Source organism: Pseudomonas sp. NPDC088368, from assembly GCF_044753445.1.
Classification (GTDB): domain Bacteria; phylum Pseudomonadota; class Gammaproteobacteria; order Pseudomonadales; family Pseudomonadaceae; genus Aquipseudomonas; species Aquipseudomonas bambusae.
This window is the reverse complement of sequence record NZ_JBIVNG010000003.1, coordinates 463,602-479,278: the sequence shown is the minus strand read 5'-3', so window position 1 is coordinate 479,278 and position 15,677 is coordinate 463,602. Positions and strand designations below refer to the sequence as shown.

Sequence of the window (15,677 nt, the reverse complement as noted above, 5' to 3'; positions counted from 1 at the left end):
GTAGCAGACATGCGCGCCCTATTCGAAACTCCTCGCGGGAGAGGCGACCGCCCTCTGGCGCCGCTCGTGGCCATTATTGGTTCGGACGGTGCGGGAAAAACCACCGTGGCGGCCCACCTTTGCTCCACCTTGGCAGGTGAGGGCGCTGCCTATGCCTACTTGGGATTGGGTACAGGCGCCATAGGACTCAAGATACAGGCCTGGCCATTGATCGGGCCTGCCGTCGGACGTCGATTGGCCGCCAAGGCGACACAAGCTCGTACCAAGGGCGAAAAAATCCCTGGGGTCTTCACAGCGTTGACCATCTACGGGTTTTCGCTGCTGCGAGTCCGTCGCTTCAGGGCGATGCAGGTGTTACGCGATCGGGCCTCCATCGTTATTTGCGACAGATACCCTCAAATTGACGTGCCGGGGTTCTATGACGGCCCGGGTCTGAACGCATCAACGCCTACTGGCCGCTTTACGGCGTGGCTTGCAAAGCGTGAGTTTGCGCTTTACCAGAGGATGGTCAGCCATCTGCCAACGCTGGTCATTAGATTGAACATTGATGCTGATACGGCATTCTCTCGCAAGCCCGACCACAACCTTTCTCTGCTGAAGCAGAAGGTACAGGCAACCTCGTTGCTCCGTTTTAATAACGCGAAAATTATCGACGTGGATGCCAGCCAGCCGCTGGAACGGGTACAGGCGATCTGCGCCCAACTGGTAGGTCAGTTGCTGATGAATCAGAAAAGCAATTCCCACCCAGCGGTAGAAACTCATGTTTGAAGCGTTCGGACGCGCTTTATCTCAATGACTTACCGGCCGTTGAATCACAGGGTTTGGTGCCTGAAAGCCTGCCTCGCTCGGTAAAGAGCGGTTTAATCGAGGACGTTATGAAAGCTAAAGTTTCGGCACCCGCAACACCGAACCGGGCAGTTTGGGCGCGTCTAGGTTGGGCCTATCTGTTCTTCTGGTACTTCTCCGGTGTCGCACAGCTCCTCATCATTCGCGCTGGCGTTGCAGGCTGGAAGGGGATGATCCAAGCGTCGATGGTCACATTGCTGTGGCTGATTCCGCTGATCCTGTTTCCCGCCCGCGCGAGGATTCTGGCTGGGGTCATTGGACTTCTTCTTTGGGCGTCCTCACTGACCGGCCTCGGATACTTTCTGATTTATGGGCAGGAGTTTTCCCAGAGCGTGATTTTCATCATGTTCGACTCGAACATGCAGGAGTCAACCGAGTACTTGGGGCACTATTTTTCCTGGTCGATTGTGGGGGCCATCGCCGCTTACACCTTAGTAGGGTTGGTGCTGTGGACGCGGGTCAGGCCAGCGTACCTGACGCGTAAGGCGCTAGTGACCTGTTGTGTTTTGTTCATTGCCGTCGGCGTGGGCTTCAACGCCGTCAACCAGTATCGTAAGCGGCCGACCATTCAGCTGGCGGCAGCGAAGTTCGAGGAAAATATCGAAGCCGCGGCCCTTTGGCAGATGGTCGTCGGATATCACCAGTATCGTCAGCAACTCGCCGAGATGTCGACGATGATGGCGACCCAGGCGCAGATTCCTCCTCTCAAGAACCTGACCGACACGCATGCAGGTCAACGCTCCACGCTGGTATTGGTCATTGGCGAATCAACGAACCGGGAGCGTATGAGCGTTTATGGTTATGGCCGACCTACGACGCCTAATCTGGATCAGCTACGTGGCCAACTGCAGATATTCAGCCAAGTGGTCGCGCCACGCCCCTATACGATCGAGACCCTCCAGCAGGTACTGACATTTGCTGACGAGGAGCATCCGGATCGATACCTGAGTACGCCAACCCTGATCAGCGTGATGAAGCAGGCCGGGTACAAGACGTTCTGGATTACCAACCAGCAGACCATGACCAAGCGCAACACAATGCTCACACTGTTTTCTCAGCAGGCAGACCAGCAGACCTATCTGAACAACAACCGCGATCAGAACGAGACCAGCCAATACGACGAGGACGTCCTGGACCCGTTCTCTAAGGTTTTGGAAGACGACGCGCCACGTAAGCTGATTGTGGTGCACCTGCTGGGCACGCACATGAGCTACAAGTATCGCTACCCACCAACATACGATTACTTCAAGGATCGGATCGGGGTGCCGGCAAATGTCACTGATGGCCAGCTAGAGGTCTACAACAGCTACGACAATGCGGTGCGGTACAACGATTACGTGGTCTCGTCGCTGATCAAGCGCTTCAGCGACACAGACCCTAATGGCTTCCTGCTCTACCTGTCTGATCACGGTGAATCCGTATATGACCCGGTAGCGCCAGAGGTACTGGGCCGCAACGAGGCTGCACCCACTCGCCCAATGTACACAGTGCCATTCATCGTTTGGAAATCGCCCAGTTGGAAAGCTGCACAAGGCACGACTTTGGAGCCTGCTGACTACCTGGCACGCCCCTACAGTACGTCTCACTTCATCCACACGTGGACTGATTTGGCAGGGCTGCGTTTTGATGAGTTTGAGCCGGCCAGGAGTATTGCGAGCCAGGGGTATAAATCCGAACGTCTCCTGATTGGCAACCCGCACAATCCTGGCAGTCTGCGTGATTTCAGCCAGCTTCCGATTGCGCCTAAACAGGGCTCGGCTGTGCAAGCAACGCGATAGCGGGTGATGGGGCGCTTGGGACTGACCCGGCAGTGATGATTACAAAACCATCTTGCGGGTCCGGTTCTGTGCGCCTCCGCTATCTTTTATACGACAAAGCCCTGATTATTCAGGGCTTTGTCGTTTCTGGGGTTTGAGTCCGACCTGTTTCCCCGCTGCCTCGGCCCCCATCCTCGGGAAGCAGAGCGGCTCTGCTAAGGCTTTCGGTAAACCTGCCGAAATAACGTAGACTTTCCATCGTTTTTTGCGTGTACGTTATCACCGAGTTGTTCGCTTATGACCGATACCCGTTTACCTGAGTCAAACCCGGCCCCGTTAGTGCCTGAGCTTCTCGTGGGCCGTGTTCAACGCGAAGACATGAAGCGTCAGCGGGCCTGTTGCATCTGGCTGACGGGCTTGTCCGGGGCGGGTAAATCCACGCTGGGCAATCGTATTGATCAGGCCTTGCAGCAGCACGGGTTGCACAGTTATTTGATGGACGGTGACAGGCTGCGTCAGGGACTTTGCAGTGATCTGGGCATGAGCGACAGCGATCGTCACGAGAACATCAGGCGTTTGGCCGAAGTCGCCAAGCTGATGGTGGATGCGGGATTGATTGTCATCGTTTCGGCGATTTCGCCTTTTCGCGCCGACCGGGATGCCGCCCGACATGGACTGGAGCCTGATCAATTCATCGAGATACACGTCAGCACGCCGTTGGGCGAATGTGTCCGCCGCGATGCCAAAGGTTTGTACCGCGCCGTGCGTGAGGGCCGAATCCGTAATTTCACAGGGATCGACAGCCCGTACGAAGCGCCGCTGACGCCGGAGTTCATCATCGACACCAGCAGTCATGATGGGGCTGAGATGATCGAGCAATTGGTGGCGCAACTGATGCACCGTTACCGCTCATAAGGCGGTTCCTGCAATCAGGGCTCGCACCCTACAGGCCAAACACGTTCGTCCTACGGGAAATCATGCTTTTGAACGCTGAAGCGATAACAGATTTGATGCGCACGCTTGCGGATGCCGATGAAGGCACTCTGATCTCGACACTGCGGGAATGCATGGCGGCGAGCCGTTACGCCGACGCCCGCCCTATTGCCGAGGTAGCCGTCTCCCTGTTTCCCGAGTCATCCTCTCTGGCTGCGCTGCTCGGGCAGGTCTGTCAGAAGTTGGGGGATTTCCCTGCCGCCGTGAGTGCCTGCGACACCGCGATCGCATTAGGTTGCCGGGAGTGGGCCGCGCCTTTCGTTTTGGGCTTGTCACACCGCGCATTGCAGGATCATCGCAAGGCAGCGCTGGCGTTCATGTCGGCCTATGAGCGCTCGCCGGGCCACGTCGAGGGCCTGGGGCTGCTGCTGGAGGAGATCGTGGCGGCTTATGGTCTTGCCAGCGGTCGTGATGTTTATCAGACAGTGACCGATCCTGCGTTAAAGGCGGCAGTCACCCCACTCTGGACAAATCTGTTGTTCAGGTGGGGGCGCGAAGACGAGTTGCGGGCGTTGGGGATCGACGGCCGAGAAGCCGTGCTGATGTCGGTTGCCGAATGGACAGCGAGCCAGGGTGTCGATCTCGATTATCTGGACGATGCCGAGCGCATCCGCTGCGAAGAGCCTGAATCCCTGGAGCCGGGCGCCGCTGAGCCGTTGAAGGTCGTCGTTGAAGGCCAGCGGCCTTACGCCTGCATCGTCGAAAACGCGACGATCCTTTCCCGTTCCGATCTGATCCTGACCCCTGACGGCGCTGCGCTCAATGATTGCCTGACCCACCCTCGCTTCGGCCAATATGTCCTATGGCACCAGGAGAGCGCGATCAAAGGGCGGAACGGGCAGCATCTTCTCCTTGATATGGCGCCTTACACCGTTCAGGAGATAGAGGCGGGAATAATGCTTTCCGGGGCTGCCTCGGTGGAGTTCGGTCACTGGATGCCCGAGTTTTTGTGTCGCTTGCGGGCGTTGTCCCGTCATCCCGAGTTCGATTCGATGCCCATCATCGTCGATGCGGGCATGCCCGCCAGTCACTACGAGTACCTGCGCCGGGTGGTCAGTAACGAGTGGGTGGTATTGCAGCCGGGTGTCGCGTTGTCTTGCAAACGGCTGTTGATCGCCCCTACACCCAGCTTTTACCCCATGCATCTGGTGCCGGGCCATCCGGTGCCGGGCTATGAGCAAGGGCCGTTTTCGCCCGCTTGTTTTAGTTTTTTGCGCGATCGGGTCCTCGGCACGCTGCCACGGGTCGCGCGGGGCTCCAGGCGCTTATTCCTTTCCCGGCGCAAGCGGCAATGGCGTTTGATATTGAATGACAATGAAGTGGCCGCCTGCCTGCAAGCGCGAGGCTTCGAGACGATTTACCCGGAAGATTTGAGCCTGGAGGAGCAGATCCGTCTGTTTCAGGAAGCAGAAGCCATTGTCGGGCCTAACGGTTCGTCGTGGCTCAACCTGATGTTCGCCGACACTGCGGTCAAGATCGTGGTGTTGGGGCAGGCCGGTTTTTCCGGGCAGGACCTCTTCGGCTTCAGCGGGTTCGTTGGCCCGATGCGAACCCTGGGCTATGACCCGATGTTCGTGGGTGGCGATGAGGGTGATGTGCAAAATAAACACATCAACTATTCGGTTCCCCTCGATGCTCTGGAACGCATGCTGGACCGGCTCGGGGTCTGAGTCAGCAGGCCACTCGGGTATGCTCGCGGATGTAGCGGGCGACGTCGCCGGGTTCGTTCCACATCAATACGTCGAGGATTGACAGATTCCCGACGTAGGGCAGCGTGCCGGTGGGGTAAACGAAGGTCGACAGATCCAGAAAGCGCAATTCGATCTCGCGCTGTTGCCATTCATCGGGGACAAATATGTCCCTTCCGCCCGGCGAATTGATATAGCGTCGGGCGCCCATCTGGCTGCTGATTTCCAGCGCCCATTGACCGGGATGCTCAATGGGCGGCAGTTCCAGGTTCAAAGCTGAATGCGGTGTCCAGTCGAAGCGCAGGCCGATGTAATCGCACGCCACCTGCAGTGAACGCGTGTTCAGGTCGCTGATGCTGTTGCCTGTCACCGAATCGAAGACGGCTGGAATCAACTCAGTCACCCGGCGGTAAAACGGTGCCTTGCCTCGATAGATACCGAGTTGGCCGAGAATGCGTTGCTGGGCGGCGCGGTGATCGATCACCGTGGTGGCTTGAATCGAGCTGCCCAGCGTCGTGCTGACCGGCACCTGAATGTACTGCCAACCGCCTTTGCCATCGAGGATTCGATTACGATTCATCCAGCTCTTGCGACCGTACTGCGCGGTATCGAAGATCACGCCGCGTTCCACGGATGCAATCAACTGGAAGTAGCCCAGATAGGGGAAGAAGTAAGGTTGCATGATGCCCAATGTGCTGATCATGGGGTCTGTGCCGTCAGTCGTTATGTGATTGCCGAGCGGATCAGCGCGCAAATGTCGCGTACGTGATCCTGGGTTATGGCCTGGCCCGTCGGTAATTGCAGCAACACTTGGCACAGCTCATCTGTGACCTTGAGCTCGGTTGAAAGCGCGCTGGCAAAGGGCTCGGTACGGTGCACACCGGGGTGAAAGTAACGGCGTGCCAAAACATTCCGGGCGGTTAGCCAATCCAGTAATTCATCGCGGCTGATGCCCAGTTTCGTGGCGGTGATGCGGACCACGGCAAATTGATAGTTGCTCTGTTCGCCGGCGGCATAATCGATGAATTCCAGACCGTCGATGCCTGCCAGCCCTTGTCGATAAAGCTCATAGCGCTGGCGGTTTTCCTGGATGAAACGATCCAGATGCCGCAACCCCAAAAGGATCATGGCCGCCTGGGCTTCGGACAGTTTCGCATTCAAGCGCAGGATGCCGCTGGCGTGTTCGTCACTGGCGTGAAAGCTGCGCAGGGTGCGTAAGCGGGCCGCCAGAGCGTCGTCGTTGGTGGTGATGCAGCCACCTTCGGCACCGCTGAGAATTTTCGTGGCGTGGAATGAGAAGATCTCGGCGCGGCCAAATCCGCCAATTCGCTGCCCCTCGAAGGTGCAAGCGGTGGCGTGAGCGGCGTCGAACAGCAATTGCAGACCCTGTTTTTTTGCCACCCCGGCCAGGCCGTGGGGGTCGCAGCCTCGCCCCCAGATGTGTACGCCGAGAATGGCCGAGGTCGCCGGCGTGATAGCGGCCTCCACCAGCGCTGCGTTGAGCATCTGTGTATCGCCGTCAACGTCACAGAACACCGGCTTGAGCCCGGCCCATACCAACGATTGCACCGTGGCGGGGAACGTGAAGGCGGGCACGATCACCTCACCGCTCAGTTCCATCGCGCGCAACAGCAGCATCAGCGCCACGGTCCCATTGACCACGGTGATGGCGTGCCGTACCCCGAAATGCTCAGCGAGAGCCTGATCTGCCGCGTGCTCCAGCGGGCCATGGTTGGTGTAGAACTGTCGGGCAAAGATGCCCTCGAACATGTCTCGAAATTCGGCCTGGTCGGGGAGGTTCAATTGCCCGACATGCAACGGGGCATCAAACGCTGGCTTTTCGTTCATTGTGGGACGCTCTCCAGGGGCGTGCCGAGCAGCACTGCGTCCTGCTCCAGACGTTTGAAGAGTTGTGCCAGACGCTCGATGTCCGCTTCGACGAGCAGGTCGCCGACGGGCATCTGGATGTACTGCCGACTGATGCTTTCGGTCACGGGCAGAGCAGGTGAGCCTGGCTCCAGTTGATGCAAAGGTGGGGAATAATACGGACGGACCAGAGCGTTTTCGGCGCGCAGGATGCGGATTAGTTCGTCGCGGCTGTAAGGGGCGTGTGTACCCACTTTCAGCAAGACGAGACCGTAGGTGCCAGGCGATTGGCTGTAGTCGGCGAATGAAAGCCAGGACAGGTCCTGAAAGTGCCGCTGGTAGCAGGCAAAACGCCGTTTGTTGTCGTTGATAATGGCGTGCATGTGATCAAGGTTAGACAGCGCCATGGCAGCATGCAACTCATTGAGTTTCGCATTCATGCCCAGTTCGACCGGAATGGCGGCGTCGCCGAAGCCGAAACTGCGCTGGCGCTGCAGTTGCGCGGCCAGTTCATCGTCGTCGGTGGTCAGATAGCCGCCTTCGAAACCGTTGATCAGTTTGGTGGCGTGCAGGCTGAAAACCGAAGCGTTTCCACGCGCACCCACGCGGTTGTCCCGCAGAGTGTCAGTGTAGCGACCACCGATGCCATAGACGGCATCGACCAGCAGAGGAATGCCAGCATCCAGTGTCAGGCGCTCCAGCGCATCGATGTCACACAGGCCATTGATGTTCTCCACCGCCAGCACGGCCGCGGTGTCGGCGTCGATCAGCCGGGCCAGCTCGCCCGGGGCCAGGGTGTGAGTCAGTGGGTCGACGTCACAGAACTGCGGCTCGTATCCGGCCCAGCGAATCAGGTGAGGCAAACCGCGAAAGGTGAGCGAGGGCAGGATCACTTTGCGCGCATTCGGCCGCGCCAGATTGCGCAAGGCGAGGATGATTGCAAAGCAGGCGTTGGCAAAGGCGACGCAATGCCGGGTGCCATGGAGCTCGCACAGGCGTTGCTCCAGCTCATCGACCAGCGGCCCCTGATTGGTCAGCCGGCGGCGCTCCAGCGAAGCGCTGGCCAGCTCGAAAAAACGTTCGGGGTCGCGATTGGCCAGTTGCCCGGTGGTCAACGGCCGTTCGAACAGGGGCTGGCCGCCGAACAAGGCGAGAGGGCTGACGGTACTCATGAGCAGAAGTGCTCCAGGCATGCGGGGGTATTCAGATCCGGGTCAGGATCGCGTCAAAGCGGTAGTGCGAGGAGAAGAACGTTGTTGGCATACGGCTGCAGCGCACCTCCCATCCAGCCTGTTGAGCGAGTTCTGTGAGCTGTTCCTGGGTTCGCCAGATGCCCATCAGGCTGCCAGGATCATCTTCTTCGCCGGGCACGCGAACACGTGAGGTAAAGAATTCATCCATGCGACTTCTGTCAGGGAGTTGGCCCAGGAAGACCTGCTCGATGCCGGTAAATCGCGCGTGCAGCAGTTGCAAGAACTCCAGCGCCAGTGGCTGCGGAAAATAGGGGAATGCGCCGTAACACATGGCTTTGGTGAACAGCTGCGGTTCTTCTTCCCGATGCAGATAAGCCAGCGCATCGTCGAGGACATAGCGCTCGACAGGAGGGCGGGCGAACCGCTCGTTGGCGACATCGATCAGAAAGTCCGAGTAGTCCACGCCCAGTCCGCCCGCGCAACGTCCGAACAGTTGAGTGCTCAAGGCGCCATTGCCGCAGCACAGGTCCAGCAGCCGGTCTTGAGCGTTGAGGTCGACCCCTTGGCTGATCGCATCAATGATCATGGCGATTTGTTCGTCTGTCACCGGCTTGCCGCCGACAGTGCGTTTGACCTGACCCCAGAGGTCGTCCCGGTCGCAGGTTTGCGGGTGATCCTTGAACTGATATTCGGTGCTGATGCGCGACATGAACAGATACCTCAAGTGCGGCGTGACAGACGCAGGCGATGATTGAAAAGCCAATGCAGGACGAAGCCTACCTTGGTCAGTGTTGCCCCGCGTGGTGCCGCACTGGTGTGGGTGTGCTCGCCAGGCGCGATGGGCGCGAACAGTTCATCGCGATGGAAGAACGACCGTGCGATGGCTGTGTTGCTGGCGGCGTAGCTGTCGACCAGCGCTTGACGCTGGGCAACGGTCAGAAACGGGCTGTCGTCAAACACCGCTTTGCCAGCGGCTGCGGCCGTCAGCTCGATGAGTTGTTTGTGGTAGCGCCGCTTGTTGACGGTGCGTATGGGCAGACGGTTGATCAGGCGCTGGACATTGAGAATGTCGCGGTTGATGCGCTCGTTGACTCGCCCGTTCGGCAAGTCAAATGATTCAGCGGGCAGGCCGAGTGTCCGCAAGAAATCGATACGGATGTCTTCGCGGGTGAAGCGGGCGTAGTCGTGCAGGACGAAGGTGGCGTCTTTGAAGGTTTCCTGCCACGGCTTCAGGCGCTCGGCATAGTCCCACAGCCCGAAGTCGCGGCGAGTGGTGGCGGCAAAGTTGAGCGCATTGCCCTGCGCCTTGACGGTCTGGTTGTACCAGGACAGATGGGCGTCGTCCTGCCGCCGGATGTAACAGACGACAGAAATTCGGTCGTCGGGCGCGAGTCCGGCGTCCCGCATCGTGTCCAGCAGGCCTTGGGGGTTGGGGAAGATAAAGAAGTTTTCGCTGCTGATGATCACCGTATGGGCGTCACTGCCTGTTACAGCCGCCTTGAGCTCGTCGCGCAACTGCGCGAGCGACTTTTCCTGGCCTGTGGCCCACTCCGGATAACCACCGCCCAGCAAGAAGGCGAGGTCATGATGGCCGTATCCGCGCAGGCTGACGTCGGGATAAAGAATGCCCTGGGATTTCAATTGTTCGCGATTGTCGAAAATGAACCGCTGAATGGCCGTTGACCCTGTTTTGGGTGCGCCAATATGCAATATCCAGTGCATCGAGTACTCATCTGATGTTGGCTGTCAGTTCCCTGTCACATGCCTCGTGCGGGATTCATCGAGGAACGCCACAGTCGGCGTATTTCGCCGCAAAGCGCTCTGTACCTCTATGTCGGCGGGTCGCTGGTTTACTTGATGGAGCGCGCGTGTGATGGACGATGACGCAGTGGGTCCGCTCCGAATGACCACGAGCAGCCCACAAAATACGGCAATTGCCCGGTTGGAATCAAACGACCGACGGCCAGCCAAAACCCTGTCGCATGAATAAGAAAGCCCCGATCACTCAGGGCTTTTGGGTTTCAGCATTCACCTCAGGCCGGTTCTACCATCCAGCCCCCTTTACCGCATCTTGCGCCAGCGGGTGCAATTCCGCGCCGTGATTCGCCGCCTGTAACGCCACCAACTCCTTCTTCATTCCCGGCGTCCAGAACATCTGGATGTGGTTGCGCACGCCGAGAACGGCGGCCTCTTGATCCGGTTCGGTGGCGAAGTATTTGGCGATCTGGTTGACCATTTTGATCAAGTTGGCGTCGCTCATCGGCGCACCTCCGCTTTGTCGGCTTGACGGGCCTGGCGGCGTTCGTCGAGCAGGCGTTGCTGTTCGTCGCTGAAGGCCTGGTAGCGTTTTTGCCACTCGGAGGGGTGGTAGACGCGGCTGACTTCCACGGCGGTGACTTTGTATTCCGGGCAGTTGGTGGCCCAGTCGGAGTTGTCCGTGGTGATGACGTTGGCGCCGGATTCCGGGAAGTGGAAGGTGGTGTACACCACGCCTGGTGCGACGCGTTCGGTCACCCGGGCGCGCAGCACGGTCTGGCCGGCGCGGCTGCCGATGCCCACCCAGTCGCCTTCGTTGACGCCGCGGCTTTCGGCGTCGGTCGGGTGGATTTCCAGCCGGTCTTCTTCGTGCCAGGCAACGTTCTCGGTGCGACGGGTCTGGGCGCCGACGTTGTATTGGCTGAGGATGCGGCCGGTGGTGAGCAGCAGCGGGTAGCGGGTGTTGACCTTTTCCTCGGTGGGCACGTAGCCGGTGAGCATGAAGCGGCCTTTGCCGCGCACGAACTGGTCGATGTGCATGGTCGGCGTGCCGTCGGGCGCGCCTTCGTTGCACGGCCATTGCAGGCTGCCGTGAGCGTCCAGTGCGGCGTAGCTGACGTTGGTGAACGTCGGGGTGAGGCTGGCGATTTCGTCCATGATCTCCGACGGGTGTGTGTAGCTCATCGGGTAGCCCAACGCGTTGGCCAGCGCGACGGTGCCTTCCCAGTCGGCCTTGCCGCCCAGTGGGTCCATGACCTTGCGCACCCGAGAGATGCGGCGCTCGGCGTTGGTAAAGGTGCCGTCTTTTTCCAGGAACGAAGCGCCCGGCAAGAACACGTGGGCGAATTTCGCGGTTTCGTTAAGGAAGATGTCCTGCACCACCACGCATTCCATGGCCGACAGGGCTGCTGTCACGTGCTGGGTGTTCGGGTCGCTCTGGGCGATGTCTTCGCCCTGGCAGTACAGGCCCTTGAATTGACCGGCCAGCGCCGATTCGAACATGTTGGGAATGCGCAGGCCCGGGTCGGGTTGCAGCGTGACGTTCCAGGCGTTCTCGAACTGAGTGCGCACAACTTCGTTGGAGATGTGGCGATAGCCTGGCAATTCGTGGGGGAATGAGCCCATGTCGCAGGAGCCTTGCACGTTGTTCTGCCCACGCAGCGGGTTCACGCCGACACCCTCACGGCCAATGTTGCCGGTGGCCATTGCCAGGTTGGCGATGCCCATGACGGCGGTGCTGCCCTGACTGTGTTCGGTGACGCCCAGCCCGTAATAAATGGCGGCGTTGTTGGCGCTGGCGTAGAGGCGAGCCGCGGCGCGAATGTCGGCGGCGTTCACACCGCAGATGAGGCCCAGTACTTCCGGCGAATTCTCTGCGCGGCTGACGAATTCGCTCCAGCGGGCAAAGTCATTGCCTTCGCAGCGGGCGTCAATGAACGGCTGATCGAGCAAGCCTTCGGTGACGATCACGTGAGCCAGGGCATTGAGCATGGCGACGTTGGTGCCAGGGCGCAGTGCCAGGTGAATCTTGGCGCGGCCATGAACCGAATCCACCAGATCGATGCGCCGTGGGTCGATGACGATCAGTTGCGCGCCTTCGCGCAGGCGGCGCTTGAGTTGGGAACCGAACACCGGGTGGGCGTCGCTCGGGTTGGCGCCCATGACCAGAATCACGTCGGCTTTCATCACCGAGTCGAAGCTCTGGGTGCCGGCCGATTCGCCCAGCGTCTGTTTCAGGCCATAGCCGGTTGGCGAATGGCAAACCCGCGCACAGGTGTCGACGTTGTTGTTGCCGAACGCGGCGCGCACCAGTTTCTGTACCAGGTAGGTTTCTTCGTTGGTGCAGCGGCTGGAGGTGATGCCGCCAATGGAATCGCGGCCGTATTTCTGTTGCAGGCGACGCATTTCGCTGGCGGCGTAGGTCACGGCCTCGTCCCAGCTGACCTCCTGCCACGGGTCGCTGATGTGCTTGCGGATCATCGGTTTGGTGATGCGATCCGGGTGGGTCGCATAGCCCCAGGCAAAACGGCCCTTGACGCAGGAGTGGCCATGGTTGGCATGGCCGTTCTTGTCCGGGACCATGCGCACCAGCTCATCGCCTTTCATCTCGGCGCGGAACGAGCAGCCCACGCCGCAATAGGCGCAGGTGGTGATGACGCTGTGCTCCGGCTGGCCTTTCTCCACCACGCTTTTTTCCATCAGCGTGGCGGTGGGGCAGGCTTGCACACAGGCGCCGCAGGACACGCACTCCGATTCGAGGAAGTTGTCGCCACCGGCGGCGGACACGCGGGATTCGAAGCCGCGTCCGGTGATGGTCAGGGCGAAAGTGCCCTGGGTTTCTTCACAGGCGCGCACGCAACGGCTGCAAACGATGCATTTGCTCGGGTCGTAGTCGAAATACGGGTTGGACACGTCTTTCTTGTCAGCGAGATGGTTTTCGCCTTCATAGCCATAACGCACTTTCCGCAGGCCGACCTGGCCGGCGACGGTTTGCAGTTCGCAGTTGCCGTTGGCCGAGCAGGTCAGGCAATCGAGCGGATGGTCGGAGATGTACAGCTCCATGACGTTGCGGCGCAGCGTCGCGAGTTTCGGCGTCTGAGTGTGCACGGTCATGCCTTCGGTGACCGGCGTGGTGCACGAGGCCGGATAGCCGCGCATGCCTTCGATTTCCACCAGGCACATGCGGCAGGAGCCGAACGCTTCGAGGCTGTCGGTGGCGCACAGTTTGGGAATGGTGGTGCCCATCAGCGCCGCAGCACGCATGACGGAGGTGCCTTCTGGCACGCTGATACGTTGGCCGTCGATGTTCAGGGTGACCTGCACGCCGCTGTGGCGGGCGGGTGTGCCTAAATCGGCGTCGGTTTTCGGGTCGAATATCGTGATCATTGCTCGGCCTCCGAGAGTTGCAGACCAAAGTCGGCAGGGAAGTGCTTGAGCGCGCTGGCGACGGGGTAGGCGGTCATGCCGCCGAGCGCGCAGAGCGAACCGAATTGAAGGGTGTCGCACAGGTCTTTGAGGATGATGGCCTGTTGATCCCGGACGTTTTGGTCAGGCGCAGCCAGTATCCGGTCGATGACCTCGACGCCCCGGGTCGAACCGATGCGGCAGGGTGTGCATTTGCCGCAGGATTCTTCGGCGCAGAACTCCAGGGCGAACCGCGCCATGTGGGCCATGTCCAGGGTGTCGTCAGCCACCACCACGCCGCCGTGGCCGAGCATCGCGCCGATGGCTGCGAACGCCTCGTAGTCCAGCGGGGTATCGAACTGTGACGGCGGCACCCAGGCGCCCAGCGGGCCGCCGATTTGTGCGGCTTTCAGCGGACGACCACTGGCGGTCCCGCCGCCATAGACTTCCACCAATTCCCGCAAGGTCAGGCCAAACGCCCGCTCTACAAGGCCGCCATGGCGAATGTTGCCTGCCAGTTGAAACGGCATGGTGCCGGTAGAACGACCCATGCCGTAATCGCGGTAGAACTGCGCGCCCTTGGCCAGAATCAACGGCACCGACGCCAGGGTCAGCACGTTATGAACGAGGGTCGGCTGGCCGAACAGCCCTTTCAGTGCGGGGATCGGCGGCTTGGCACGCACCAGTCCGCGTTTGCCTTCCAGCGAGTCGAGCAGCGCGGTTTCTTCACCGCAGATGTACGCGCCTGCACCGACCCGGACTTCCAGATCGAATGCCAGGCCGCTGCCCGCGACGTCGTCGCCGAGGAAGCCTGCGGAGCGGGCAATCGTGATGGCTTCGCGCAGGGTGGCGATGGCTTGGGGGTATTCCGAGCGCACGTAGATATACCCGAGGTTTGCGCCCACCGTGATGCCGGCGATGGCCATGCCTTCTATTAACAGGAAAGGGTCGCCTTCCATCAGCATGCGGTCGGCGAAGGTCCCGGAATCGCCTTCGTCGGCGTTGCACACCACGTATTTCTGCGCGGCTTGCGTGCCACGGACGGTGCGCCATTTGATCCCGGCAGGGAAGGCCGCGCCGCCTCGACCGCGCAGGCCGGAGTCGAACACGGCCGTTGCTGTTTCGTCGCCACCCACGGCAATGGCGCGGGTCAGACCCTCGAAACCGCCGTGGGTCTTGTAATCCTCTAGCGACAGCGGCTGGGTGATCCCGGCGCGGGCGAACAGCAAGCGTTGTTGGGTCTTCAGATAGGGCAACTCTTCCACCAGCCCCAGTGCGAGCGGGTGGCTGGACGGCTCGCCTTGCAGCGCGTCGAGCACGCTGGGCACGTCATCTTCAGTCAGCGGGCCAAAGCCAATCCGACCTTGCGAGCTGTCCACTTCCAGCAACGGCTCCAGCCAGTACAGGCCTCTGGAGCTGGTGTGGTGCAAATCCAGCGGCAGGTTGCGTTTGCGCGCCTCGCTGGCGAGGGCCATGGCAACGGCGTCCGCTCCCACGGCGCGGGCCACGGAATCGGCGGGCAGGTATAAACGCGTCATTGTGCGTCCTCCCGGCACGTGTCGAGCAGGGCATCAAGACGCTCAGCGCTGAGCCGTGCGTGCAATTTTCCGTCCAACTCCAGCGCGGGTGAGCACGCGCAGGCGCCCAGGCAATACACGGGACGCAAGCTGATATTGCCGTCGGCACTGCTGCCGTGGTCGTCCAGTTGCAGCCGCTCGCGCAACTGCGCCGCCAATTGCTCGGCCCCCCGGCTTTTGCAGGACTCGGCCCGGCACAGGCGCAAGATATGGCGGGCCGGTGGCGCGGTGCGGAAGTCGTGATAGAAACTGATGACGCCACGCACTTCAGCCTGGCTTTGGTTGAGGGCGTGGGCTATGTCGGGGATGGCGGCGTCGGGGATGTAACCGATGCCTTCCTGAATCTCGTGGAGAATGGGCAACAGTGCACCCGGAGAGCCTCTATGGCGCTCCAGCAGGCTGTTGACCATGGGCAGAATCGACATCTGGTCAGGCATACAGCATTCCTCACGGTCACGGACGAACCAGATGGTTGTCGGTTGTCCGAAAGTGTGGGCTGCGGCGCATGTACCACGTCACGGGCACGTGGATTTTCAGGCCGAAGCCAGGGCACCCTTGTCGGGCATCTTGTTGTACCCGGCGCGATCTTTGTCACGC

The 15,677-nt window shown here is 60.4% G+C and carries 13 protein-coding genes; 4 read left to right on the top strand and 9 right to left on the bottom strand.

Going from position 1 to position 15,677, the window contains the following annotated elements:
• Positions 1–66: 66 nt before the first annotated feature.
• From ACIQAL_RS08560 to ACIQAL_RS08545, 4 genes are all read left to right on the top strand, one after another.
• Positions 67–768, top strand: a complete 702-nt coding sequence (locus ACIQAL_RS08560; RefSeq protein WP_401144427.1) for a hypothetical protein — start codon at positions 67–69, stop codon at positions 766–768.
• A 107-nt stretch (positions 769–875) separates the two neighbouring features.
• The gene (gene cptA / locus ACIQAL_RS08555; protein ID WP_341964518.1) at positions 876–2,624 is read left to right on the top strand and encodes a phosphoethanolamine transferase CptA; all 1,749 of its coding nucleotides are present in this window, start codon (positions 876–878) and stop codon (positions 2,622–2,624) included.
• 276 nt (positions 2,625–2,900) lie between these two features.
• The gene (gene cysC / locus ACIQAL_RS08550; protein WP_401144425.1) at positions 2,901–3,518 is read left to right on the top strand and encodes an adenylyl-sulfate kinase; all 618 of its coding nucleotides are present in this window, start codon (positions 2,901–2,903) and stop codon (positions 3,516–3,518) included.
• Between the two features lie 95 nt (positions 3,519–3,613).
• Positions 3,614–5,266: a glycosyltransferase 61 family protein gene (locus ACIQAL_RS08545; RefSeq protein ID WP_401144423.1), complete on the top strand. Its 1,653-nt coding sequence runs from the start codon at positions 3,614–3,616 to the stop codon at positions 5,264–5,266.
• Position 5,267: 1 nt separating this feature from the next.
• Here ACIQAL_RS08545 and ACIQAL_RS08540 read toward each other — a convergent pair whose 3' ends face one another.
• From ACIQAL_RS08540 to ACIQAL_RS08500, 9 genes are all read right to left on the bottom strand, one after another.
• Positions 5,268–5,987, bottom strand: a complete 720-nt coding sequence (locus ACIQAL_RS08540; RefSeq protein WP_401144421.1) for a WbqC family protein — start codon at positions 5,985–5,987, stop codon at positions 5,268–5,270.
• Positions 5,988–6,007: 20 nt separating this feature from the next.
• Positions 6,008–7,132: an aminotransferase class I/II-fold pyridoxal phosphate-dependent enzyme gene (locus ACIQAL_RS08535; RefSeq protein WP_401144419.1), complete on the bottom strand. Its 1,125-nt coding sequence runs from the start codon at positions 7,130–7,132 to the stop codon at positions 6,008–6,010.
• On the bottom strand, positions 7,129–8,322 hold the full coding sequence (locus tag ACIQAL_RS08530; protein WP_401144417.1) for a DegT/DnrJ/EryC1/StrS family aminotransferase: 1,194 nt from the start codon (positions 8,320–8,322) through the stop codon (positions 7,129–7,131). The genes ACIQAL_RS08535 and ACIQAL_RS08530 overlap by 4 nt, the downstream gene beginning before the upstream one ends.
• 31 nt (positions 8,323–8,353) lie before the next feature.
• A complete protein-coding gene (locus tag ACIQAL_RS08525) occupies positions 8,354–9,052 on the bottom strand; it encodes a class I SAM-dependent methyltransferase (protein ID WP_401144415.1) in 699 nt (232 codons plus the stop codon).
• 11 nt (positions 9,053–9,063) lie between these two features.
• On the bottom strand, positions 9,064–10,065 hold the full coding sequence (locus ACIQAL_RS08520) for a hypothetical protein (RefSeq protein ID WP_401144413.1): 1,002 nt from the start codon (positions 10,063–10,065) through the stop codon (positions 9,064–9,066).
• A 322-nt stretch (positions 10,066–10,387) separates the two neighbouring features.
• Positions 10,388–10,603, bottom strand: coding sequence for a formate dehydrogenase subunit delta (locus ACIQAL_RS08515; RefSeq protein ID WP_166594853.1), 216 nt, complete (start codon positions 10,601–10,603; stop codon positions 10,388–10,390).
• Complete coding sequence (fdhF, locus tag ACIQAL_RS08510; protein WP_401144411.1) at positions 10,600–13,485, bottom strand: formate dehydrogenase subunit alpha; 2,886 nt, start codon at positions 13,483–13,485, stop codon at positions 10,600–10,602. Before fdhF ends, ACIQAL_RS08515 begins: the two co-directional genes overlap by 4 nt.
• Complete coding sequence (locus ACIQAL_RS08505; RefSeq protein ID WP_401144409.1) at positions 13,482–15,041, bottom strand: formate dehydrogenase beta subunit; 1,560 nt, start codon at positions 15,039–15,041, stop codon at positions 13,482–13,484. Before ACIQAL_RS08505 ends, fdhF begins: the two co-directional genes overlap by 4 nt.
• A complete protein-coding gene (locus ACIQAL_RS08500; RefSeq protein ID WP_401144407.1) occupies positions 15,038–15,517 on the bottom strand; it encodes a formate dehydrogenase subunit gamma in 480 nt (159 codons plus the stop codon). The genes ACIQAL_RS08505 and ACIQAL_RS08500 overlap by 4 nt, the downstream gene beginning before the upstream one ends.
• Between the last annotated feature and the right edge of the window lie 160 nt (positions 15,518–15,677).

Bases quoted from the DNA above. Each gene is read 5' to 3' on its own strand.
- ACIQAL_RS08540 (WP_401144421.1), bottom strand. From the start codon at position 5,987: ATGATCAGCACATTGGGCATCATGCAACCTTACTTCTTCCCCTATCTG.
- ACIQAL_RS08525 (WP_401144415.1), bottom strand. From the start codon at position 9,052: ATGTCGCGCATCAGCACCGAATATCAGTTCAAGGATCACCCGCAAACC.
- cysC (WP_401144425.1), top strand. From the start codon at position 2,901: ATGACCGATACCCGTTTACCTGAGTCAAACCCGGCCCCGTTAGTGCCT.
- ACIQAL_RS08535 (WP_401144419.1), bottom strand. From the start codon at position 7,132: ATGAACGAAAAGCCAGCGTTTGATGCCCCGTTGCATGTCGGGCAATTG.
- cptA (WP_341964518.1), top strand. From the start codon at position 876: ATGAAAGCTAAAGTTTCGGCACCCGCAACACCGAACCGGGCAGTTTGG.
- ACIQAL_RS08520 (WP_401144413.1), bottom strand. From the start codon at position 10,065: ATGCACTGGATATTGCATATTGGCGCACCCAAAACAGGGTCAACGGCC.
- ACIQAL_RS08500 (WP_401144407.1), bottom strand. From the start codon at position 15,517: ATGCCTGACCAGATGTCGATTCTGCCCATGGTCAACAGCCTGCTGGAG.
- ACIQAL_RS08515 (WP_166594853.1), bottom strand. From the start codon at position 10,603: ATGAGCGACGCCAACTTGATCAAAATGGTCAACCAGATCGCCAAATAC.
- ACIQAL_RS08545 (WP_401144423.1), top strand. From the start codon at position 3,614: ATGCGCACGCTTGCGGATGCCGATGAAGGCACTCTGATCTCGACACTG.
- fdhF (WP_401144411.1), bottom strand. From the start codon at position 13,485: ATGATCACGATATTCGACCCGAAAACCGACGCCGATTTAGGCACACCC.
- ACIQAL_RS08530 (WP_401144417.1), bottom strand. From the start codon at position 8,322: ATGAGTACCGTCAGCCCTCTCGCCTTGTTCGGCGGCCAGCCCCTGTTC.
- ACIQAL_RS08505 (WP_401144409.1), bottom strand. From the start codon at position 15,041: ATGACGCGTTTATACCTGCCCGCCGATTCCGTGGCCCGCGCCGTGGGA.